This window comes from Bacillus sp. NPDC094106, from assembly GCF_044764345.1.
Taxonomy (GTDB): domain Bacteria; phylum Bacillota; class Bacilli; order Bacillales; family Bacillaceae_G; genus Bacillus_A.
In genome coordinates, this window is sequence record NZ_JBIWHY010000028.1 from 20,452 (window position 1) to 42,599 (window position 22,148).

The 22,148-nt window shown below is 35.9% G+C and carries 20 protein-coding genes; 1 reads left to right on the forward strand and 19 read right to left on the reverse strand.

Features of this window, described 5'->3' with window-relative positions; all coding sequences use genetic code 11:
* Nucleotides 1-5 precede the first annotated feature (5 nt).
* The 19 genes from yabN to metG all read right to left on the reverse strand — a co-directional run bounded on the left by yabN (nucleotide 6) and on the right by metG (nucleotide 21,486).
* Nucleotides 6-1,472 carry a bifunctional methyltransferase/pyrophosphohydrolase YabN gene (gene yabN, locus ACIQ7L_RS26105; RefSeq protein WP_400572856.1) on the reverse strand — a complete coding sequence of 489 codons (1,467 nt, stop codon included), beginning with the start codon at nucleotides 1,470-1,472 and terminating at the stop codon, nucleotides 6-8.
* A 12-nt stretch (nucleotides 1,473-1,484) separates the two neighbouring features.
* Complete coding sequence (locus ACIQ7L_RS26110; RefSeq protein WP_400572858.1) at nucleotides 1,485-3,083, reverse strand: putative polysaccharide biosynthesis protein; 1,599 nt, start codon at nucleotides 3,081-3,083, stop codon at nucleotides 1,485-1,487.
* A gap of 291 nt (nucleotides 3,084-3,374) precedes the next feature.
* Nucleotides 3,375-3,911: a stage V sporulation protein T gene (gene spoVT / locus ACIQ7L_RS26115; RefSeq protein ID WP_400572860.1), complete on the reverse strand. Its 537-nt coding sequence runs from the start codon at nucleotides 3,909-3,911 to the stop codon at nucleotides 3,375-3,377.
* A 135-nt stretch (nucleotides 3,912-4,046) separates the two neighbouring features.
* Nucleotides 4,047-7,577 carry a transcription-repair coupling factor gene (mfd, locus tag ACIQ7L_RS26120; RefSeq protein WP_400572862.1) on the reverse strand — a complete coding sequence of 1,177 codons (3,531 nt, stop codon included), beginning with the start codon at nucleotides 7,575-7,577 and terminating at the stop codon, nucleotides 4,047-4,049.
* A gap of 107 nt (nucleotides 7,578-7,684) precedes the next feature.
* Nucleotides 7,685-7,909 carry an anti-sigma-F factor Fin gene (locus tag ACIQ7L_RS26125; RefSeq protein ID WP_335359111.1) on the reverse strand — a complete coding sequence of 75 codons (225 nt, stop codon included), beginning with the start codon at nucleotides 7,907-7,909 and terminating at the stop codon, nucleotides 7,685-7,687.
* A gap of 70 nt (nucleotides 7,910-7,979) precedes the next feature.
* Complete coding sequence (pth, locus tag ACIQ7L_RS26130) at nucleotides 7,980-8,540, reverse strand: aminoacyl-tRNA hydrolase (RefSeq protein WP_400572865.1); 561 nt, start codon at nucleotides 8,538-8,540, stop codon at nucleotides 7,980-7,982.
* 72 nt (nucleotides 8,541-8,612) lie between these two features.
* A complete protein-coding gene (locus tag ACIQ7L_RS26135) occupies nucleotides 8,613-9,566 on the reverse strand; it encodes a ribose-phosphate diphosphokinase (RefSeq protein ID WP_017154389.1) in 954 nt (317 codons plus the stop codon).
* An 18-nt stretch (nucleotides 9,567-9,584) separates the two neighbouring features.
* Nucleotides 9,585-10,964: a bifunctional UDP-N-acetylglucosamine diphosphorylase/glucosamine-1-phosphate N-acetyltransferase GlmU gene (gene glmU / locus ACIQ7L_RS26140; protein ID WP_400572867.1), complete on the reverse strand. Its 1,380-nt coding sequence runs from the start codon at nucleotides 10,962-10,964 to the stop codon at nucleotides 9,585-9,587.
* A 637-nt stretch (nucleotides 10,965-11,601) separates the two neighbouring features.
* Nucleotides 11,602-11,895 (reverse strand): septation regulator SpoVG, encoded by a 294-nt coding sequence (gene spoVG / locus ACIQ7L_RS26145; protein ID WP_000454042.1) that lies wholly within the window; start codon nucleotides 11,893-11,895, stop codon nucleotides 11,602-11,604.
* A gap of 152 nt (nucleotides 11,896-12,047) precedes the next feature.
* Nucleotides 12,048-12,422, reverse strand: a complete 375-nt coding sequence (locus tag ACIQ7L_RS26150; protein WP_097897751.1) for a RidA family protein — start codon at nucleotides 12,420-12,422, stop codon at nucleotides 12,048-12,050.
* A gap of 187 nt (nucleotides 12,423-12,609) precedes the next feature.
* Nucleotides 12,610-13,458 (reverse strand): pur operon repressor, encoded by an 849-nt coding sequence (gene purR, locus ACIQ7L_RS26155; protein ID WP_400572870.1) that lies wholly within the window; start codon nucleotides 13,456-13,458, stop codon nucleotides 12,610-12,612.
* Nucleotides 13,459-13,512: 54 nt separating this feature from the next.
* The gene (gene ispE, locus ACIQ7L_RS26160) at nucleotides 13,513-14,382 is read right to left on the reverse strand and encodes a 4-(cytidine 5'-diphospho)-2-C-methyl-D-erythritol kinase (protein WP_400572872.1); all 870 of its coding nucleotides are present in this window, start codon (nucleotides 14,380-14,382) and stop codon (nucleotides 13,513-13,515) included.
* A 196-nt stretch (nucleotides 14,383-14,578) separates the two neighbouring features.
* The gene (gene sspF, locus ACIQ7L_RS26165) at nucleotides 14,579-14,758 is read right to left on the reverse strand and encodes an acid-soluble spore protein SspF (protein WP_001985066.1); all 180 of its coding nucleotides are present in this window, start codon (nucleotides 14,756-14,758) and stop codon (nucleotides 14,579-14,581) included.
* A gap of 91 nt (nucleotides 14,759-14,849) precedes the next feature.
* The gene (gene veg / locus ACIQ7L_RS26170) at nucleotides 14,850-15,113 is read right to left on the reverse strand and encodes a biofilm formation stimulator Veg (protein ID WP_026593109.1); all 264 of its coding nucleotides are present in this window, start codon (nucleotides 15,111-15,113) and stop codon (nucleotides 14,850-14,852) included.
* A 273-nt stretch (nucleotides 15,114-15,386) separates the two neighbouring features.
* Nucleotides 15,387-16,250 (reverse strand): sporulation peptidase YabG, encoded by an 864-nt coding sequence (gene yabG, locus ACIQ7L_RS26175; RefSeq protein WP_400572874.1) that lies wholly within the window; start codon nucleotides 16,248-16,250, stop codon nucleotides 15,387-15,389.
* Between the two features lie 152 nt (nucleotides 16,251-16,402).
* Nucleotides 16,403-17,284: a 16S rRNA (adenine(1518)-N(6)/adenine(1519)-N(6))-dimethyltransferase RsmA gene (gene rsmA / locus ACIQ7L_RS26180; protein WP_097897755.1), complete on the reverse strand. Its 882-nt coding sequence runs from the start codon at nucleotides 17,282-17,284 to the stop codon at nucleotides 16,403-16,405.
* The gene (gene rnmV / locus ACIQ7L_RS26185; protein WP_097897756.1) at nucleotides 17,281-17,838 is read right to left on the reverse strand and encodes a ribonuclease M5; all 558 of its coding nucleotides are present in this window, start codon (nucleotides 17,836-17,838) and stop codon (nucleotides 17,281-17,283) included. Before rnmV ends, rsmA begins: the two co-directional genes overlap by 4 nt.
* A gap of 718 nt (nucleotides 17,839-18,556) precedes the next feature.
* Nucleotides 18,557-19,324 (reverse strand): TatD family hydrolase, encoded by a 768-nt coding sequence (locus ACIQ7L_RS26190; protein ID WP_400572876.1) that lies wholly within the window; start codon nucleotides 19,322-19,324, stop codon nucleotides 18,557-18,559.
* Nucleotides 19,325-19,503: 179 nt separating this feature from the next.
* On the reverse strand, nucleotides 19,504-21,486 hold the full coding sequence (gene metG, locus ACIQ7L_RS26195) for a methionine--tRNA ligase (protein WP_400572878.1): 1,983 nt from the start codon (nucleotides 21,484-21,486) through the stop codon (nucleotides 19,504-19,506).
* A 370-nt stretch (nucleotides 21,487-21,856) separates the two neighbouring features.
* Here metG and ACIQ7L_RS26200 point away from each other — a divergent pair, with 370 nt between their 5' ends.
* Complete coding sequence (locus tag ACIQ7L_RS26200; RefSeq protein ID WP_097897759.1) at nucleotides 21,857-22,141, forward strand: transition state genes transcriptional regulator AbrB; 285 nt, start codon at nucleotides 21,857-21,859, stop codon at nucleotides 22,139-22,141.
* Nucleotides 22,142-22,148 lie beyond the last annotated feature (7 nt).

Sequence of the window (22,148 nt, forward strand, 5' to 3'; positions counted from 1 at the left end):
CCCCCTTATCGTTTCTCTGTCCGTTTTGCTTCCTCCCACAGAACGTCCATTTGTTCTAATGTTAATTCCTGCATTTCCTTATTCATTTCAGCTACTTTTGCTTCCATGTATAAAAAGCGACCCATAAATTTTTCATTTGTCATATGAAGCGCTTCTTCAGGATCCAATTTATAGTGGCGAGCTATATTCACAAAGGCGAATAATAAATCTCCAAACTCGCCCAGCATTTTTTCTTTATCCATTTTCGCAACTTCTTGCTGGAATTCCTTCCACTCTTCTAATGCTTTATCCATCATTGGTTGTACATCAACCCAATCAAAGCCAACTTTCCCAGCCTTTTTCTGAATTTCATGAGCGCGCATTAATTGCGGTAAGCTTTTTGGAATTCCTGCTAAAACAGATTCTCTTGCATTCCCTTTTTCTTGCTTTTTAATTTCTTCCCAATTTGAAATAACTTCTTCTTCATTATCTACATCTATATCTCCAAATACATGTGGATGGCGGCGCACCATTTTTTCAGATAATGTTCGAATAATATCATCAATAGAGAACCATCCTTCATCCTCTCCAATTTGGGCATGGAGCATAACTTGTAATAATACATCACCGAGTTCTTCAATTAGATGATCACCATCTTCTTCATCAATTGCCTCTAGTACTTCATACGCTTCCTCAATTAAATATTTCTTTAAAGACTGGTGTGTTTGCTTTTTATCCCACGGACAACCATTTGGTCCACGAAGCTCAGCGATAATCTCCCGAAGCACATCAAACTGCTGATATAAGGATGCACGTTCTACAACTGGCGGCACATACACACTCGTTAAGTTATTCAGTTCTGTTTCGTGATCCAACATATATAGTGGTACCTTTTCTACCTGTTCAAAAGATGTCCCCGCTGCTGTTACAATATACACCTCGTACTCGTCATCAGGTAACATTTCCATCAATGTTAATTTCACATCGGATGCAACGAACGCATCATATACTTGGCAAAAAATTAGATGTTGCCGTAATTCTAATTGCCCTCGTTCAAATGATGTAGCATCAATCAATTGAAATCCTTCGATTGGATCTATTTTCAAACTAGCAAACATTGGATCCAAGAAGCTTTGTCCACCTTCAATTCGAACTTCAACCTGTGCATCTTTTCCTTTTTGTAAAAGCAACTGAACAGTCCTTTCCGCAACAAGCGGATGACCTGGTACAGCATAAATGATGTCTGCATCTTGTGCTTTTTCTAATAATGTATTTGCAATTGTTTCATATACAATCTCAAATGTATCATGCGCTTCATATACATCATCAAAAGCAGTATATTTAATTCCTTCTTTTTCTAATTCTTCTATAACCGGATGTTCCTTTGTTCGTACATACATGTGAGTTGCTTCTTTTATTTTCCGGTATACACCCATTGTTAACTGATCTAACTCACCAGCACCTAATCCTAAAACAGTAATTACTCCACTCACAATCCTTCACCCCTATCCGCTCTTTTTTAAAGAGTCCTTTACTTTGTCTCGCTTCATAAAAGTTCCTAATTCCTCTTTTGTAAAAACATGCATTTTCAAAATCAAGAATACATATATTAAACCGCCAATCACTACACCTAATAGTGCCTCAACTGTCGCCATTCCTCTGTATCCTTCCTCTACTAATCCAACGCCTTCAGACATACGCATAAATATCATTAATATAAAAGTCATACCTAATCCACTGGCCATTACACCAAATATATTTTGTTTATAAATGATTGGTTCTCCTACAACTCGAATAAGTAGTGCACTATTTAAAAAAACAATGCCCATAAGTGCGATTAAAGTTGCAATCGCTGCTCCTGTTACACCAAAATGTGGCATTAGCATATGATTTAGCAGCAATTTTAAGCAACCTCCAAATATAACAAACAGGGCTGGCTTCAATGCTTGTCCCAATCCTTGTAAAATAGAAGCCGTTGTAATAGATAATGAACTAAATAAAATGGAGATAGCTAATATAGCTAGCACACCTGATCCATCACTATTTTCAAACAACATAATATTTGTTGGCTTAATAATACAAGCTAACCCAAGTGCTGCTGCAGATCCAATTACAACTGTAATTTTCAACGCTAACTGCACCTTATCTCGAATAAACGAATGATCTCCTCTTTCTTTCGCTGCCGTAATAATAGGAATAAGCGAAAGTGAAAATGAAGTCGTTATAACTGTACCGAGTTGCATTAAAGGGATACTTCTATCATAAATACCTTTTAATACCTTTGCGGTTTCTGACTGTTCTCCTGCATGAATAAGCAAAGTATAAAACGAAACTGAATCTGCCATTTGGATAAAAATTAATACTAAATTACTAACACAAATGGCTATCCCTTGCCAAAAAAGAACTCGAATTAGCTTTTTCTTATTTCTTATCCTTTTCCATCCTTGCAAGAAGATCGAACGAAAATCATGACGCATATACCATAAAAGCACAACGATACCAATAAACCCACCTGCAATCGATCCTAACATTGCTCCTGCACCAACCGTATATAAATCAAACTCGTGAGCTATAAGGAACATTGACAAAAATACAATGATTGAAACACGAATTGTTTGTTCGATCACCTGTGAAATAGCTGTTGGCATCATATTATTAAATCCTTGAAAATATCCTCTTGCTACAGATAAAAAAGGCATTAATAAAAATGAAAATGAAATAACCCGTAGCAACTTATCTAAATGCCCATCGCCCATGGCCGATGCAATCGTATGAGCACCAAAAAACAATATAAAAAAGCCTATACAACCGATACCTAATAAAAACCAAAAGGAAACACAAACAATCTCTTCCGCTTCTTTTGGCTTACCCTGCTCCAAACGTTCCGCCACCATTTTAGAAATAATAATCGGAAAGCCATAGGTAGCTAGAATTAAGCAAAATCCATAAAAGGGATAAATTTGTTGGTAAATATAAAACCCAACATCTCCCGCTATATTTTGATATGGAATACGGTAAAAAGCGCTTAATACCTTCGTAACAAAACTTGCAATTGTTAATATGATAGCCCCACGCCAAAAGGCCTGATATTTCTTCGCTTCCATACAAAAAAACTCCTTTTTCTATTCTCACCCCTCGTATTATATCACAAAGAAAAAAGCAGGATTCCATTTCACTTTATCCTGTTTTTTTGCAGGCAGTATCCCTATCCATAAAAGCCTGATTTGTGAGGACTAATAATCAGTATGAATAAATCATTTCTTTGTTCAATAAAAAAAGGTAGCAAAGTGCTACCTTTTCACAAACATTAATCCTATCTACAAATAAGAATCCCATTTTCTCATAAAAAAATATCATAACTAAGAAAGATTGCTACTTATAAAAACTCTATTCCTCTACTGCTCCATTTGCTTCGCTAAAAAGCTTGCTGCAGTATTTACCGCTTTATGTTCTACCTCGCTTATAATTGCATCTTTCGAAAAGATGATAACAGCTCCAATGGGGTCCCCATTTGCGACAATAGGACCGACCGTATAAGAGTTGACCTTTTCCGTTACTCCATCAATAATTGAAATTTCGCTTTCGTCTGTCATAATAACGGACTTCCGCTCTTCCATTGTCTTTTCAACTAAATCACCAACACTTTTATTTAAGTATTCTTTTTTAGATACTCCCGCTACAGCGATAATTGAATCACGATCGCATACGAGTACATTATGCCCTAAGCTATCGTATAAAGCATCAGCATATTCTTTTGCGAAGTCACCTAATTCGCTAATTGGAGAATATTTTTTCAAAATCACTTCTCCATCGCGATCAACAAAAATTTCTAGTGGATCTCCTTCTCGAATACGTAAAGTTCTACGGATTTCTTTCGGAATTACCACCCTACCTAAATCATCAATTCGACGTACGATTCCAGTTGCTTTCATTCTAATGCTGCCTCACTTTCTACTGATGATGAAAGTGGTGAATTTACCTGTTCATGTAAAAATCACCAACTGTTAAACATAGTATTTTACACATTAGTTCTTCTATGCACGCCGAATTGGATTTTTTATTTTGTTTTAAGCATTTATTACTTCTTTTTTTACGTCTGGCAGGCCTTTTAATAAATTTTCAGCAATCGTTAACCATTTTGATGTCTCTAATCCATTCGTTTTCATAACAATTTTCAAACGAGAACCTTCCATACCAAGACCAATCATGCGACCAAAGCTATTTCCGAGCATAAATAGTTTTCCGCCATCAATATTTTGGCTTGCTTGTTCTGAGAATAAGAATGTAACCTCAAATTTCGTTTGTTTAATTAACTCAATTTGTTCTTTCGTTGCCAGCACCTTAATATTCGCAATTTGTAATAGATATCCAACCTCTTGTGGATAATCACCAAATCGATCGATCATCTCTTCTTGCAACTCTTCAATGTCCTCAATTGTAGAAACACCTCTAAATTGTTTGTACATCATAATTTTTTGTTTACTATCTGAAATATAAGCGTCTGGCAAGTATGCATCCACTTCTAAATCAATTTCAACATCAATCGTATTCTCAATTCCTTGCGTTCCCTTACGTTGTTCAATTGCATCTTTTAACATTTGTGAATATAAATCAAATCCGACGGAATCAATAAATCCATGTTGCTCAGCTCCTAACAAGTTACCAGCGCCACGAATGGATAGATCTCGCATCGCAATTTTAAATCCTGATCCAAGTTCTGTAAATTCCTTAATTGCTTGTAAACGTTTCTCAGCAACTTCTGATAACACCTTATCACGCTTATATGCAAAATATGCATAAGCAACGCGATTTGAACGTCCTACGCGCCCACGAAGCTGATACAATTGCGATAATCCCATACGATCCGCATCAAATACAATTAATGTATTTACATTTGGAATATCAACACCTGTTTCGATAATCGTTGTACTCACAAGAACATCATGCTGTCCCTCTAAAAACGATAGCATAACAGATTCTAGCTCGCTCTCGTTCATTTTTCCATGCGCATACGTCACACGTGCATCTGGAACTAACATGGAGATTTCGTCTGCTTTTCTTTCAATGTCTTCCACACGATTATATAAGAAGTAAACTTGACCACCTCTTGCAAGTTCTCTTTCTATCGCTTCTCGAATTAATCCTGGATTATACTCAACTACATATGTTTGGACTGGGAAACGATTTTCTGGTGGTGTCTCAATAACAGATAAATCTCGTACACCAAGCATAGACATATGAAGCGTACGCGGAATCGGTGTTGCAGTTAATGTTAATACATCCACATTCGCTTTCAATTGTTTAATCTTTTCTTTATGCGTAACACCAAATCGTTGTTCCTCATCAATAATAAGTAGACCTAGATCTTTATACGTTACATCTTTAGATAAGATACGGTGCGTTCCAATAACAAAATCAACTGTTCCATCTTTCAAACCTTTAATCGTTTCATTTTGTTGTTTTCTAGTACGGAACCTGCTTAACAATCCAATATTAATTGGATAGTCTTGAAAACGCTCTCGAATTGTTTCATAGTGTTGTTGCGCAAGAATTGTTGTCGGTACTAAAATCGCAACTTGCTTTTCATCCATAATCGCTTTAAATGCTGCACGAATAGCCACTTCCGTTTTTCCATATCCAACATCACCACAAAGAAGTCGATCCATTGGGCGTCCACGTTCCATATCTTTCTTAATTTCTTCAATAGAACGCAATTGATCCTCTGTTTCTTGATATGGGAAAGATGATTCGAACTCCTGTTGCTCTGCAGTATCCGGTGTATATGCATATCCTTTTGAAGCTTCACGTTCTGCATATAATTTAATTAAATCATCCGCAATATCTTGTACAGATTTTTCTACTTTTGTTTTTACCTTTTTCCAATCATTACCACCAAGTTTATAAACTTTCGGATCTTTTCCTTCTGAACCTACATATTTTTGCACTTGGTCAATTTGTTCAATTGGAACATATAACTTATCGTTACCTTGATATTTAATGTTCAAGTAATCTTTATGGACACCATTAATTTCTAACGTTTCAATTCCTAGGAATTTACCGATACCATGATTTACATGAACAACGTAGTCTCCAACCTTTAATTCCGAATAACTTTTAATTCGCTCTGCATTCGATAGTTTTTGCTTACGCTGTGATTTTTTTACCTTTTTATGAAAAAGCTCTTTCTCTGTAATAACAACAAGCTTTTGCATCGGCATTTCAAATCCTGCATGCAAATCACCTACAGCAATTTGCAGGCGCCCAGGGAGTAATATATCTGTAGATTCTACAATATCTGCTTCAATATCATAATCACTTAAAATATGTTGTAATTTCTTTGCACGTTCTTCATCCGTCCCAAGTACAACCGTTGTAAAATGTCCCTCATTCCATCTATCAATTTCGGTTTTTAACAGCTGCATTTGTCCATGGAAATCCTGCATTGTTTTACACGTTACATTTACAATATTTTGCGGGTGTGTATGTGCAATGTGACGTAGAAACAATGTTAAATACACAAAACTTCTTTTTTTATGGTGTAGGAACTCTTCAAATGAGTGAGAGAACACTAAATCTTGAATAATTGCCCCTTCACTAAGAAGTGATGTATACCATTCTGCTTCTTCCGTTTCAAGATGTGATGCAGTCTCTTGAATACGAGAAATCTCATCTAAAATAACCACGCCGTTTTCAGGTAAATAATCTATTAGACTAGCGGGTTTTTTGTAGAAGATAGATAAATATTTAAACATTTGCTCGATGCTCTGACCATTTTTCAATATTTCTATCTCATGACTAACCGTTTCAAGTACCGCTGTCTTAATTTTGTCATCAGAGAGCTTTTGTATCGTCTTCCTTAAACCTTTTTCAAGACTCTCTATCCCTGAACTTAGTTCTTCTCCCGAAAATAGAAACTCTGTTGCAGGACCAAATTTAACACTTTCCTTTTTATCTTGAGAGCGTTGTTCTTCTACATCGAATAATCGAATAGAATCTACCTCTGTATCAAAAAATTCAATACGGAACGGTAGTTCTTCAGTTAATGGATAAATATCCAATATCCCTCCGCGTAAACTAAACTCTCCTGGAGCCTCTACCATCGACTTACGCTCATAACCAATATGATGTAATGTATGGAGCAGTGCATCTAAATCAATCTCTTGCCCTAGACTGATTTCAATTTGCTTTTGCTTCCATAATTCTTTTATTGGTAAAAATCTACGTAGTCCAGCAACGGGGACAACAATGATACCATTCTCTCCCCTAGCTAAACGATTTAATACTTCGATACGTTGCGCCTTAAGTTCAGGGCTGGCAACCCCAATCTCCGACGCAATTAATTCATTAACTGGATATAGCCACACATCTTTTTCACCAAGCAGTGATACTAAATCTTCATATACTTTTTGTGCTTGATATAAATTGTGTGTCACAATAAGCTGTGACTGCTTTGTTTTTTTATATAAAGCGGCCATTAATAAAGAACGAGAAGAGGTTGCCATCCCTGATACGAGTTGCTCCTTTAGCCCTTCTTCTAAACCATTTATAATGGATTCAATTTCTTTATTTTTATAAAATTGCTCTAATAACCCTATCATTTTCAAAACTCCTCTCAACATAAAGAGCAAGTTAATATTATTTTTATGCAAATATTTTGGAAAAAGAAAACAGAAAAATGCTTTGGGCATGCCAAAGCGACAACATTTTATTGCAGAAATTTTTCATATTCATAGTACTCAGGATAAGATGCGAGCGTTTCTTGGCATGATTCACAAATTGTTTTTATATATATATTTCCATTTTCATGAAAATGAATCATATCCAATTTTTCTTGCTCTGTTAGTTGAAACAAAACGTTGCTATATACTTTTTCTGCGGTAATGGAACCTACGTTACATCCACAATGCCTACAATAATAATGTCCTTCCATACTATCCTCCTAAGTGTACAATTATTAGTAGTATGGATAAAAACATTATAAAATATTCCAGTTTGTGAGATTAACTATTAAAAGTATTCATAATTTGAAGAAACGGTTTCTTTAACCACTCTTCACATGCATCCGCAGCGTTTTCAATGGAATGATTCACATCAGGCATTTCTTCTGCTGTAAAACGCCCTAATACATAATCCACTACCTTCATGCCATTTTTCGGACGATCAATACCCATACGAATACGCTGAAATTCTTGCGTTCCTAAATGAGTAATTGTTGACTTTACACCATTATGTCCGCCTGCACTACCTTTCATACGAAGACGCAATTTACCTACAGGAATATCCAGATCATCATACATGACAACAAAGTCTTCCACATCAATTTTATAATAATCCATAAGAGGACGAATACTTTCCCCAGATAAATTCATGTACGTAAGTGGCTTTAGTAAAATTACTTTCTCTCCATTAACAAATCCTGCCCCAAATAAACCTTTAAACTTTTGTTCATTTAAAGAAATGCTCCATCGCTTTGCAAGTTCATCAATCGCCATAAATCCGATATTATGCCTTGTTAATTCATATTCTCTACCTGGGTTCCCAAGTCCTACTATTAATTTCATTCTTGTACCACTACTTTCTTTTTACGATACGAAAAGACGTAACCAAATTTGGTTACGTCTCATTCTATCCAATTAATTGAATAATACACTTACAGATTCTTCTTCATAAACGCGAATAATTGCTTCCCCGATTAATGGAGCAACAGAAAGCTCGTGTACTTTATCAATTTTCTTCTCTTCTGGCAATACGATAGAGTTCGTTACAACTAACTCTTTAATATTTGAATTTTGAATACGCTCAATTGCTGGACCAGATAGAACTGGGTGTGTACAGCAAGCATATACTTCAGAAGCACCGTTCTCAACAAGAGCATTTGCCGCTAATGTAATTGTACCAGCTGTATCAATGATGTCATCAATTAAAATTGCTGTCTTACCTTCGATATTACCGATAATATTCATTACCTCTGCTACGTTCGGACGCGGACGACGTTTATCAATAATAGCGATTGGTGCTTTTAGGCGATCTGCCATCTTTCTTGCACGTGTTACACCACCATGGTCAGGAGATACGATTACGATATCTTTAAGGCCTTTTGTCTCAAAGTAATCAGAAAGAATCGGTACACCCATTAAGTGGTCGATTGGGATATCAAAGAACCCTTGAATTTGTGGAGCATGTAAATCTAGAGTGATTACACGAGTTGCACCTGCTGTTTCAAGCAAGTTTGCTACAAGCTTTGATGTAATTGGTTCACGAGAACGCGCTTTACGGTCTTGACGCGCATAACCATAATAAGGAATAACAATGTTAATTGTTTTTGCAGATGCACGTTTTAATGCATCAATCATAATAAGTAATTCCATGATATGTTCGTTTACTGGGAAGCTTGTAGATTGAATAATGAATACATCGCAACCGCGAATACTTTCTTCAATGTTAATTTGAACTTCTCCATCACTAAAACGGTCAACAGAACATTTCCCTAACCCTACTCCAATATGCTTTGCAATTTGCTCAGCAAGTTCCTTATTAGAGTTTAAAGAGAATACTTTCAAATTAGAATTTAGATATTGAGTCGACATCTAGATTAACCCTCCACATTATGATTTTTTCTTATTCAGCAATTGATCAACATAGTCTTCTTTGTTAACTTGACGTGCACGTGCAATTGATAATGCTTTTGATGGGACATCCTCTGTAATTGTAGAGCCTGCCGCCACATAAGCACCATCTTCAACTGTTACAGGAGCAACAAGGTTCGAATTACAACCAATAAATACGCCATCTCCGATAACTGTTTTAAATTTATTCTTGCCATCGTAGTTCACCGTAATTGAACCACACCCAAGATTCACTTCTTCTCCAATTTGTGCATCGCCAATATAACTTAAGTGTGAAGCTTTACTTCTATTACCAAAAACAGTCTTTTTAATTTCTACGAAGTTTCCAACGCGTACTTCATCACCAATGACTGAATCTGGGCGAATGTGTGCAAATGGACCAATCGAAACTTCTGTACCAACCTTGCTGTCGTGTACAGTAGATTGACGAATTGTTGTCTGGTCTCCAATTTCACTATCGCGTATTACTGTATGCGGGCCAATTTCACAATCAGAACCAATTACAGTTTTCCCCTCAATAATCGTTCCTGGATGAAGAACTGTATCACTGCCAATAATTGCATCCGCAGAAATGTATGTGTTACTTGGATCGATAATTGTAACACCATTCACCATATTCTTACGGTTGATACGATTTTTCATAATAATTTCCGCTTGCGATAGAGCGACTCTGTCGTTAACACCTAACGTTTCATCGAAATGCTCCGTTTGATAAGCTGATACAATCTGCCCTTCGTTTTTCAAAATTTCAATTACATCTGGAAGGTAGTATTCACCTTGTACGTTGTCATTTGAAACTTTAGAAAGTGAGGCAAATAGTGCTTTATTATCAAAACAATACGTACCTGTATTGATTTCTTTAATAGCTAGCTCTACTTCATTTGCATCTTTATGCTCAACGATTTTTTCAACATGACCACTTTCATTACGAACAATGCGGCCATATCCAGCAGGTTCTTCTATGTATGCCGTTAGCACTGTCGCCTTCGCCCCTGCTTCTTCATGATGCTTTAACAATGCTTCCATTGTTTCTGCAGTTATAAGCGGTGTATCACCACAAATAACTAAAGTTGTTCCTTCTTCATTCGCAAGTACATCAGCAGCTTGATCAACAGCGTGTGCTGTACCAAGTTGTTCTGCTTGTAATGCAAACTCACTTACGTTCCCTAGTTGTTCTTGTACTTTTTCAGCACCATGTCCAACTACCGTTACAAGTTTCTGCAATCCTAATTGAGATACTTGATCGACTACATGCTGCACCATTGGTTTTCCGCATACAGGATGAAGCACTTTGTATAGCTTTGACTTCATACGTGTGCCCTTACCTGCAGCTAGAATCACTGCAAATCTGTTTGACATATAGACCCTCCATCGCAACCTATTTATCCATTAAAGATATTATCCTAAATCTTTATATATTTCAAGAAACACAGCATAACTATTAAATTTTACCATACTTCTTATAAGATGTTTTACTCTTTAGTATCTTTTTTCAGAAATAAGCTATACTATTTTATATGATTTTAAACAAATTAGAAGTTTACATATAACGAGGACAATAGTGGAAGCTTTAATTAATGGAAATCTTCATCCAAAACAAGTACTGTATAAGTACAAATTGAAAAACCAACATAAAACCTTTCTTTTTAGGTGGGAGAGAGCATCCGATCATGCATAGAAGCGGTCAGATCCTTTTCCTGCCCCATGCCAAGTTAAAATAAAAAGAGAAAACGAGTGCAAGTCACCTTTTATTCTTCATAGCAGCAACTTATATGTTAGAAAAAATTTTATTATAAAAATATAATGATATTAAATCAATTAAACTTTTGCAGGTAGATTATCCTCTGCCTAATTTCTTTTCTCACCATTTCACCTTAAGGCTATATATCAATACCACAGATAACTAAATAATAAAAAACAAACTCCTGTAAGTGTTTACAGGAGTTTGTTGCAAAATTATAGAGCTCTTTTTATTAGAGCCCTTTTTATTCGAATTTTACGAAGCTCCAGCTTCTTCAAACTCAACTTCTTCTAATTCGCCTAAACGGTGATACTCAGTTAAAACCGCATCTTGAATTTTAGAGCGTGTGTTAGAATTAATTGGATGTGCAATGTCACGAAATTCTCCATCTGGAGTACGTTTGCTTGGCATTGCTACAAATAATCCATTATTGCCATCAATTACACGAATATCATGAACAACAAATTCATGGTCTAGGGTAATAGAGGCAATTGCTCTCATACGGCCTTCTGTGTTTACGCGGCGTAATCTTACGTCAGTCACTTCCATCTTGTGTTCACCACCCTTTTCTAAATAAGCGATATATTTGTATAAATTCCACAAATTTTCTATTTTCCCTCTAATTTTTTAAAAATTTTTAAGATAAAATTTTTTATTTTAATGGAATATGAGAATTAATTGGAGATATCGCTTACAAAAGTTTATTTTATAAGAGCGATTACTTCGATTTCGACAGAAACATCTTTCGGTAATCTTGCAACTTGCACACAAGAACGCGCTGGTTTATGTATGGAAAAATAAGAGCCGTACACTTCGTTTACAGCATTAAAATCATCCATGTCTTGCAAGAATACAGTTGTTTTTACAACTGTATCGAATGACGCACCAGCTTCTTCTAATACAGCTTGTAAATTTTGAAACACTTGCTCTGTTTGTACTTTTACATCACCTGTTACAAGTTCTCCACCTGCTGTTAATGGAATTTGTCCTGAGCTATAGAACATATTATTTACAATAATTCCTTGTGAATATGGCCCAATTGCTTGTGGTGCCTGATTTGTTTGAACGACTTTCATACTTCTCACCCTTTTATTATTTTATTTTTACCATCAAAATGCCCATACAAACTTAGTTTCATCTATTCTAAAATAAATAGAATGCACTGTGCTAGTAGGCGGTAAGACTCTAATGATATAAGAAAAGACTTACCGCCTACTAGCACTTTCATTTACAAAAAAAGATAAAGCCTTTTGCTTTACCTTTTTATTCACCTTCTATGAGCCCTTCATCAAATGGTGCAAGTGAATAATTCCCTCTTTCCACCTGAATGGTTTTGTTCTTTATATCTACTTCTGATAAACGAATTAACGAAACAAAGTTATTAATCAGTCTTTCTTCGATATCTGTAGATTCTACTAATACACCAATTCCAACTACATTCGCTTTAAACTCTTCTAGCATACTAATCATGCCTTGAATCGTTCCTCCAGCTTTCATGAAGTCATCAACAATTAAAACATTAGCTCCTTCTGGAAGACTGCGCTTCGCTAAAGTCATTGTTTGAATACGCTTAGATGAACCTGATACATAGTTAATACTAACAGTTGGTCCTTCTGTTACCTTATTGTCTTTTCTTGCAATTACTACTGGCACATCTAAATAGTTGGCCACTGCGTAAGCAAGTGGGATCCCCTTTGTTGCTACCGTCATAACCGCATCAATTGATTGTCTTGCAAAAACAGAAGCAAATAAACGCCCTGCACCATTAATATGACGAGGATTACTTAAAAGATCCGTCATATATAAGTATCCACCTGGTAAAATACGATCTGGATTTTCAAATAAGTTACACAGCTCGTTAATAATCAGATTCGCCTCTTCTTCACTTATATATGGAATATATTTCACTCCTCCTGCTGCTCCTGGTATCGTTTGCAATGTGCCGACCCCTTGTTGCTCAAACGTTTGCTTAATAATAACTAAATCTTCACTAATAGAAGATTTAGCAGATTGATACCTTTCAGCAAAAAAAGTGAGAGACACTAGCTGACGAGGGTTTTGTAGCAAATAATAAGTCATATCGACTAACCTTGTACTTCGTCTAATTTTCACACTCTCACCTCAAATCACGAATATTCTAAACAAATAATAACTTATTATACGTCTTTATTCAAGCGTTTCTCGCTCTCCTAATAGACGTACTGCATATACTTGTTCGCAAAAACCTTTCAAACCATTATAAATACGATGCATGCGTGAATCATGATGTACAAGCCCAAACACAGTTGGACCACTGCCGCTCATTAAAACGGCATCTGCGCCAAAGCGCTTCATCTGTGCCTTAATACGAGCAACTTCAGGGTGCATTTCAAACGTCACATCTTCTAATACATTTCCAACTGCATTACATATTCCTTTATAGTCACCTTGATTAATCACTTCAACCATTTTCTCTACGTTTGGATGTGTAACACGATTTAATTGTAAATTTCCATATACGTCAGCAGTAGATACACCAATATGTGGTTTTGCTAAAATTACCCAACAAGAAGGAGGTGTCTTGATATGCTCAATTTTTTCTCCTCTTCCTGTAGCAATTGCTGTTCCTCCGTACACACAAAAGGATACATCTGATCCAATTTCCGCACCAAGTTCTGCCAATTCATCTATTGTAAGACCTAAGTTCCACAGCTTATTAAGGCCACGTAATGTAGCAGCCGCATCACTGCTTCCACCTGCCAATCCTGCTGCTACTGGAATTGTTTTTTCAATAGCAATAGATACACCTTGCTTCACCTTAAACTTCTTTTTTAATAATTTTGCTGCTTGATAAGCTAAATTACGTTGGTCGTCTGGGACATACCGATTATGGGATACAATTTCAATACGGTCTTCTAATAATTCTGTTAGCTCTAAACGATCCGCTAAATCAATTGTTGTCATAATCATTTTTACTTCATGATAGCCGTCTTGTCTTTTTCCCAGTACATCTAACGACAGATTAATCTTTGCTGGTGCTTTCACTAGTAGCTTCAATCTATTCACCCACTCTATGTACTCAATCTTTTATCGTTTATTTTACCATAAATTTATAGTAAGACGATGACACTTCCCTAATTATAACGAAAAGCATTCAGAATGAAACTACTTATACAAAATGATGACACCTTTTAGCGTGCAAAAAGCCGAGGAGTTTCTCCTCGGCTACCGTAGCATAGAAGTTATCTTACAACTACTGGTTTTGTTTCATTAATTGCTGCTCTGCAATCTCAATGGCCCGTTTCACCATATTACCAGCATCTTTCGCACGAATTCCGCCCCATCCTTCTTTCTGAACAACATCATAAAATCCAAGCTCCTTTGCAAGCTCTTCTTTAAACTGATTTGACATGACTCCTCTTCGTCTACTCAATGCAGGGTCCCTCCTTATTTTGCTACGGTATAGTTAGTATGCAAAATAATATATCGTTTCATTTATGGGAATATATGTAACAACAAAATACTTATCCTAAAATAACCTCATTATGAGGATCATCATAAAACGTTAATTCTACTGTCTCTGTTAAAACATCTGCATAGCTATACGAAACACGCTGCAATGTATCTTCCTGTTGATCTAGCTGTACAACAAATACAGAGCGATATGTCTCTGCCAGCACACCGGATTGTTCCACCGTCTTTCTTCTTCCACTATTCGCCTTTAACATAAGGCGCTTTCCAAGATGATGGTCTAGTTCGCTTTTAATTTCATCTAAACGTTTTGACATATACCATGCTACACCTCGCTGTAATTTAGATTGAATACTTAAAAACACGATATATCTATCCCAATATTAATCGCAAGTAACAGATAATATAGTTACAAGAACCTAATGCGTTCGAATAGATAGAAGAAATACTATATTGTAAAAGTATCATTGTATAGTCTGTACGTTCTTACCTTTTTTTATCCAAACTCTTTCAAATCATTATTTATACACCTATCGCTTACTAAGCTAACTAAAACCTTCAAAAAAAAGCAAGGCACCCATGTACCTTGCTTACTCATCATAATATTGAAAGGGCAATCCAGTTCGCAAAATCCCCCGTGTTTCAATCCCACCAAGGCCCTTTTCACCAGTAATCGTATTACGTACAACATCCCATACATTTACGCGTTCCATAAAAGAAGTAAAACTGATTTTCCCTACTACATAAACGGGATCTAAAGCATGAATGTTAATTCTAGAGGGGGAACTGGCAAAATTGGCGCCAGCCCGAATCAACGCCTCAAAATGAGATTGACATGCCCCAGCAAAAATAACAAGCTGATCTAATGATGGATATTTCTTTCGCACTTCTCGAACAGCCTGTACAAAATGTCTAGAATGACGATAAGCAGCTAAATCCCCCATCAATCCCTTTGACTTGGTATACGCATCATGACCTGTTATTACTAAAATATCAGGGCGAAAATGATCAATCAAATCGACTACTTTTTCATGCATTTCTGTTTCTTTACAATGAACACCTTGAACCGGAACACCTATCTTGGTATATAAATCTAAACACTTTCGTAAATATAATGGGTCTCCATCTATATGCAAAACCCGCCCTGGCATTTGAAAATAATTGACTTCACTCGTATATCCACCTGTAGAAGTATGTTCATGGCGCTGCTTCATCAACACATAATCTTGCTGAAATAAGCGATATGTGCGCTCCATTGTTTCCTTTTCACGTTTTGCTCTTTTTTTATATTCGCGCTGATCAACGAGAATTAAATCTTCAAGCGGCGCATCTGCTACAAGCCTAACTTCTTCACCAAACAATATTGCCATTTCACCTTTTATTTCTGTAATCCGAAAAAGAATATCTCGATTATACGAATGTCGTTCTACTAGATCTCCAACATGTACAGCCATTATCCTACCTCCAAACCCATTAGGCCATCTCACTAACCATCTTCTGTTCTTAACGTATGAGTTCAGAGTGGAAAGGGTGACAAAAAAGACAGCTCAATTGAGCTGTCCCTTTATTGCTTATCTAGCTATTTGCAATCAGCTATCCTCATTCATTAAAGTTTTACTTTATGAGGAACTAATGCATTACTTAATGCTGCAAATTCTTCAATTGATAATGTTTCGCCTCGTCTTTTCGGATCAATTCCTACCTCTGTTAAAATACGATCTAATAACTCTTTATCTTTTGGGAAACCATTTAGGTTATTTGATAAATTGTTCATTAAAGTCTTACGACGTTGTGCAAAACTTGCTCGTACTACCTCAAAGAAGAATTTCTCATCTTTTACTTCAACAATCGGCTTTGGACGTTTTAGAAGACGAATAACCGCTGAATCTACATTCGGTTGTGGTACAAATACCGTACGTGGAACAGTCATAACTGTCTCTACTTCAGTATAATATTGAATTGCAATAGATAAAGAACCGTAATCTTTCGTTCCTGGTTTAGCGGCTAAACGATCTCCTACTTCCTTCTGCATCATAACAACAAATCCACGAACTGGTAACTTTTCTTCAAGCAATTTAAATAAGATTGGTGTTGTAACATAGTACGGTAAATTAGCTACTACCATTACGTCTTGTCCTTCTTCAAATTGTTCTTTGAATACTTCATGCACATCTGCTTTTAAAACATCTTTATTAATGACAGTTACATTACCATAAGGAGCTAATGTCTCATCTAAGATTGGTAATAATCGCTGATCAATTTCGAAAGCTACTACTTTTTTCGCACGTTTTGCTAATTGCTCTGTTAACGCCCCAATACCAGGACCAATTTCAATTGCTCCACTCTCTGATCCGATTTCTGCATAATCTACAATACGATTTAATACATTTGTATCAATTAAAAAATTTTGTCCTAGACTTTTTTTGAATGAAAACCCGTACTTTTCAACAATATCTTTTGTACGATTCGGTGTTGCGATATCCTTCATTTCTTTTCCTCCTGTAATACTTTTTTATAAGCTTCCGCAAATGCTTCTTTTGAAATTTGAAACACTTGTAAACGTTTATGTAACTGCTTTGCATTTGTATAACCAATCTTTAATAGCTTACCCATTCTTTCCCTGCGGCTTTTTGCCATTTCTCCGCCCACTAAGCCAGCATCTACTAAGTCGCTCCAACTAATTTCGCTCATATAAGCTTCCATTTCCTCATGAACATTTTCTAAAGCACGGCGAATGGATTCATTAGAAGCATGTTCTATGCCGACGCCTTTTTTCCTTTTAGCAAGTGCTTCCTCTTTTGGTAAAAAAGCATGTTTACAACCTGGAACTTTCTCAGAAATAATTTTCCGAATACGTTCTCCTGGATAATCCGGGTCTGTCAAAATAATAACGCCCCGTTTTTGCTGTGCTAATTTCACCTGCTCAATAACATGATCACCGATTGCTGAACCGTTCGTTTCAATTGTATCTGCATCAACAGCACGCTTAATCGCAACTGTATCATCTTTACCTTCTACAACGATAATCTCTTTAATTTTCATGCCTGCCTCCACACTCATTTCGTCTCTACTTAGTAAAACAAAAAAACGAATACTTTTCCATTATTATTTTCCCATTCATACAATTTAAAAAGCAGAGGAGAAAAAAACCCTCTGCCTACCATTCTTATTGTAACACTTTACTCTTTACTTGTTTTCTTCTCCCCGAGTATACCTGTGCCTCAGTGGGTATTAACAAATCTATTCTGTGTCCCCAGCAAAGCCATCTCTATAACCTTCTATCCAAACCTTTGTACCAAGTGGAATAACACAAGAATCAACAGTGATTCATTTCATATTAAGACCAAGAAATTATATCCATCTGCACTTACAACCTTCATTGCAACACTTTTACTTACTCTCAGCCCCATTAACATGCTTTTCTTATCAAGACCCATAAGAAGATGCCCCTTTTCCTCAACTATATAAGTAAAAATTGAAAAATCGACATAAAACCTTTCTTTTTAGGTGGGAGGGAGAATCCGGCCATGCATAGAAGCGGTCAGATCCTTTTCCTGCCCCATGCCAAGTGAAAACAAAGAGAGAAAATAAGTAGCGGTCACTTTTTGTTCTTCATAGCAGTGACTTATATGCTGGAAAATCAAAATGGATACATATAGCTTGTACTTCTCTTCCACCATTTCTAGTAGCTTTTTTCACCGGAAGATAACGATAGGAGAAGGTAATAAAGGAAAAGAATGGGGCTCACCATTCTTTTCTCTTATTTAACACCAAATAAAGCTTTTGCATTTTCTGTTGTTACTTGTGCAACATCTTCATATGAAATTCCTTTTAAGTTTGCAATTTCTTCTGCTACAAGTTTGACATAACTTGGTTCATTTCGCTTACCACGAAATGGATGAGGCGTTAAGTATGGACAATCTGTTTCTATCAGTAATTTCTCCATCGGGATTTCCATAGCAACTTCTTTTGGTTTCTTTGCATTTTTGAACGTTACCGGTCCTCCTAATGAGATTAAGAAATTCATATCAATACATTTCTTCGCTACTTCCACACTGCCACTAAAGCAATGCATAATCCCTCCTACTTCAGCCGCATTTTCTTCTTCTAAAATATCTACAATATCTTGCGTTGCATCACGATTATGTATAATAATAGGTAATTTTACTTTCTTAGCTAACTGAATTTGTTTACGAAATACTTCTTTCTGTATTTCTTTTGGAGACTTGTCCCAATGATAATCCAATCCCATTTCACCAAGAGCAACCACTTTTGGATGAGCAGCTAACTCCTCTAACCATACTAAATGCTCTTCTGTCATATCAATTGCATCAACAGGGTGCCAGCCAACTGCTGCATAAATAAAATCATACGTTTCTGCGAGTTCAATTGCTTTCTTTATTGTCACTTCATCAAAACCGACAACAACTGTATATGTAACACCAGCTTCTTTCATTCTTGCAATGACTTCCTGTAAATCTTCTTCAAATTGCTCTGCATTTAAATGTGAATGTGTATCAAACAACATGACAAATAACTCCTTTTATTTGAAATAAATTCTATTAATAGAAAAAATCACTTTCCTAACAACGTAATGACAACAATATCACAATTTTAATACAAAAAAGGGAATTTCAGAAAGGTTTCTAACAAGAAAAAAGATGCTCCACGAATGTTACACGTGAAACACCTCTTTCTTTGTCATAATTACTTGATTTTTGTACCATTTGGTAAATTTTGATCAATTGTCGCCAACGATAATATACCGTTTTCTTCGCCTGCTAAAATCATGCCTTGTGATAATTCACCGCGTAATTTTACTGGTTTTAAATTCGTTACACAAATAACCTTTTTCCCTTTTAATTCTTCTGGTGTGTAAAATTTAGCGATTCCAGAAACAACTTGGCGTTTTTCTGTACCTAAATCAAGTTGGATTTTTAACAATTTATCTGCTTTTTTTACAGGTGCAGCTTCTATTACTTCTGCTACACGCAGTTCTACTTTAAAGAAATCATCAATTGTAATTTCTTCTACTTTTGGTTCCTCTTCCTTTTTCTCTTCTACTTTAGGAGCAGAACCTTTCATTTGTTCTTTAATATATTCAACCTCTACTTCCATCTCTAAACGTGGGAAGATTGGTTGTCCCTTCACTACTTTCGTACCAGCTGGAATGCAACCAATCGTAGAAAGACTTTCCCAAGATTGATGTGCTGCATCAGTAATGCCAAGTTGTGCAAAGATTTTACCTGGTGTTGTCGTTAAAAATGGCATAAGCATAATACCCGTTTGGCGAAGCGCTTCTGCTAAATGTGCCATTACGGATGCAAGTTTATCACGATCATTCTCATCTTTCGCCAATACCCAAGGTTGCGTTTCATCAATATATTTATTTGTACGGCTAACCAATTGCCAAATAGAACTTAATGCTACTGAAAACTCCATGTTTTCCATTGCTTCTTCTACTTTGTTCAATGTATCTTGCGCAAATGCTACCAATGTTTCATCAAATTCTGTTACATTGGCCTTAAACGCAGGTATTTCTCCATTAAAGTACTTATCAATCATCGCTACTGTACGATTTAATAAATTCCCTAAGTCGTTAGCAAGATCAAAATTAATACGTTCAACAAAGCCTTCTGGTGTAAATACGCCATCTGATCCAAATGGAACTTCACGCAGTAAGTAATAACGCAATGCATCTAATCCATAACGATCAATTAATGTAACAGGATCCACTACATTTCCTTTCGATTTACTCATTTTTCCATCTTTCATTAAGATCCAGCCATGAGCAAACACTTTTTTCGGAAGTGGTAAATCTAATGCCATTAAAATAATCGGCCAATAAATTGTATGGAATCGAACAATTTCTTTTCCAACTAAATGAACATCTGCTGGCCAGAACTTCTTATATTTCTCTTCATTCGATGTTCCGTATCCTAGTGCTGTAATATAGTTAGATAATGCATCTACCCATACGTAAATAACATGTTTCGGATTTCCTGGAACACGAATTCCCCAGTCAAATGAAGTACGAGAAACTGCTAAATCTTCTAATCCTGGTTTAATGAAGTTATTGATCATTTCATTTTTACGGGATTCTGGTTGAATGAAATGAGGATTCTCTTCATAGAACTGTAAAAGTCGATCTACATATTTCCCCATTCTAAAGAAATACGATTCTTCACGAACAAGTTCAACAGCGTGGCCACTATCTGGGCTTTTTCCGCCGACTACTTTGTCACCTTCCATAATCGGATCAACAAGTTGATGCTCTGTATAGAATGTTTCATCTTGTACAGAGTACCATCCTTCATATTCATCAAGATAAATATCTCCTTGATCAACAAGTTGTTTAAAAATCTTTTCGACAACTTCTTTATGACGATCTTCGGTTGTACGAATAAAATCATCATAAGAGATATCCATTTTTTTCCATAAATCTTTAATTCCCGCTACAATGTTATCGACATATGCTTGCGGTGTAACTTGTAATTCTTCTGCTTTCTTTTGAATCTTTTGTCCATGTTCATCAGTACCTGTTAAATAATGAACATCATACCCTTGCATGCGTTTGTAGCGTGCCATTGCATCTCCCGCTACCGTTGTATAAGCATGCCCAATATGGAGCTTTCCGCTTGGGTAATAAATTGGAGTAGTAATATAAAAGGACTTATTTTCCTCTGTCATTGTTTTGAACCTCCCAAATGACCTCATATGTATTTATAAACAGTATATCAAAAACTGACGCATAAAAACGAATTAATAATCGATATCTTTATCATCTATTACTCATATTCCAAAAAAATATACAAAAATTTATCTGAAATATTGATAAAGTCAGAAAATAAAGTAAAATACTTATACAAGTCTTGCCTATTCTATTATATATAAGAAATAAGAAGGATAAAAAATCTATAAATCTTTTATAAAATATATAATTTAAGAATTGACGGAAATGTAAATGATTGGTATCATATGTTCATAGGGTATTTTGTCGAAAAATGACGAATCAAAATATAGACTCGAAAACTTACAAAATATGAGGAGGATAACGAATATGAAATCTACTGGTATCGTTCGTAAAGTTGATGAATTAGGTCGTGTAGTAATTCCAATTGAATTACGCCGTACATTAGGTATTGCTGAAAAGGATGCTCTTGAAATTTACGTTGATGACGAAAAAATCATTCTAAAAAAATATAAACCAAATATGACTTGCCAAGTAACTGGTGAAGTATCTGATGGCAACCTTTCTTTAGCTGAAGGTAAAATCATCTTAAGCAAAGAAGGCGCTGAACAAATCTTAAACGAGCTTCAACAATACATTCAGGCAGCAAAATAAGCTTCTC

What these genes read in the sequence shown, in the direction of transcription:
- ACIQ7L_RS26110 (WP_400572858.1), bottom strand. Translation starts at nt 3,083, where the DNA reads ATGGAAGCGAAGAAATATCAGGCCTTTTGGCGTGGGGCTATCATATTA.
- spoVT (WP_400572860.1), bottom strand. Translation starts at nt 3,911, where the DNA reads ATGAAAGCAACTGGAATCGTACGTCGAATTGATGATTTAGGTAGGGTG.
- mfd (WP_400572862.1), bottom strand. Translation starts at nt 7,577, where the DNA reads ATGATAGGGTTATTAGAGCAATTTTATAAAAATAAAGAAATTGAATCC.
- ACIQ7L_RS26125 (WP_335359111.1), bottom strand. Translation starts at nt 7,909, where the DNA reads ATGGAAGGACATTATTATTGTAGGCATTGTGGATGTAACGTAGGTTCC.
- pth (WP_400572865.1), bottom strand. Translation starts at nt 8,540, where the DNA reads ATGAAATTAATAGTAGGACTTGGGAACCCAGGTAGAGAATATGAATTA.
- ACIQ7L_RS26135 (WP_017154389.1), bottom strand. Translation starts at nt 9,566, where the DNA reads ATGTCGACTCAATATCTAAATTCTAATTTGAAAGTATTCTCTTTAAAC.
- glmU (WP_400572867.1), bottom strand. Translation starts at nt 10,964, where the DNA reads ATGTCAAACAGATTTGCAGTGATTCTAGCTGCAGGTAAGGGCACACGT.
- spoVG (WP_000454042.1), bottom strand. Translation starts at nt 11,895, where the DNA reads ATGGAAGTGACTGACGTAAGATTACGCCGCGTAAACACAGAAGGCCGT.
- ACIQ7L_RS26150 (WP_097897751.1), bottom strand. Translation starts at nt 12,422, where the DNA reads ATGAAAGTCGTTCAAACAAATCAGGCACCACAAGCAATTGGGCCATAT.
- veg (WP_026593109.1), bottom strand. Translation starts at nt 15,113, where the DNA reads ATGTCAAAACGTTTAGATGAAATTAAAAGCGAACTAGACCATCATCTT.
- yabG (WP_400572874.1), bottom strand. Translation starts at nt 16,250, where the DNA reads ATGGCTGTACATGTTGGAGATCTAGTAGAACGACATTCGTATAATCGA.
- rsmA (WP_097897755.1), bottom strand. Translation starts at nt 17,284, where the DNA reads ATGAAGGATATCGCAACACCGAATCGTACAAAAGATATTGTTGAAAAG.
- rnmV (WP_097897756.1), bottom strand. Translation starts at nt 17,838, where the DNA reads ATGAAAATTAAAGAGATTATCGTTGTAGAAGGTAAAGATGATACAGTT.
- ACIQ7L_RS26190 (WP_400572876.1), bottom strand. Translation starts at nt 19,324, where the DNA reads ATGTTGTTTGATACACATTCACATTTAAATGCAGAGCAATTTGAAGAA.
- metG (WP_400572878.1), bottom strand. Translation starts at nt 21,486, where the DNA reads ATGACAGAGGAAAATAAGTCCTTTTATATTACTACTCCAATTTATTAC.
- ACIQ7L_RS26200 (WP_097897759.1), top strand. Translation starts at nt 21,857, where the DNA reads ATGAAATCTACTGGTATCGTTCGTAAAGTTGATGAATTAGGTCGTGTA.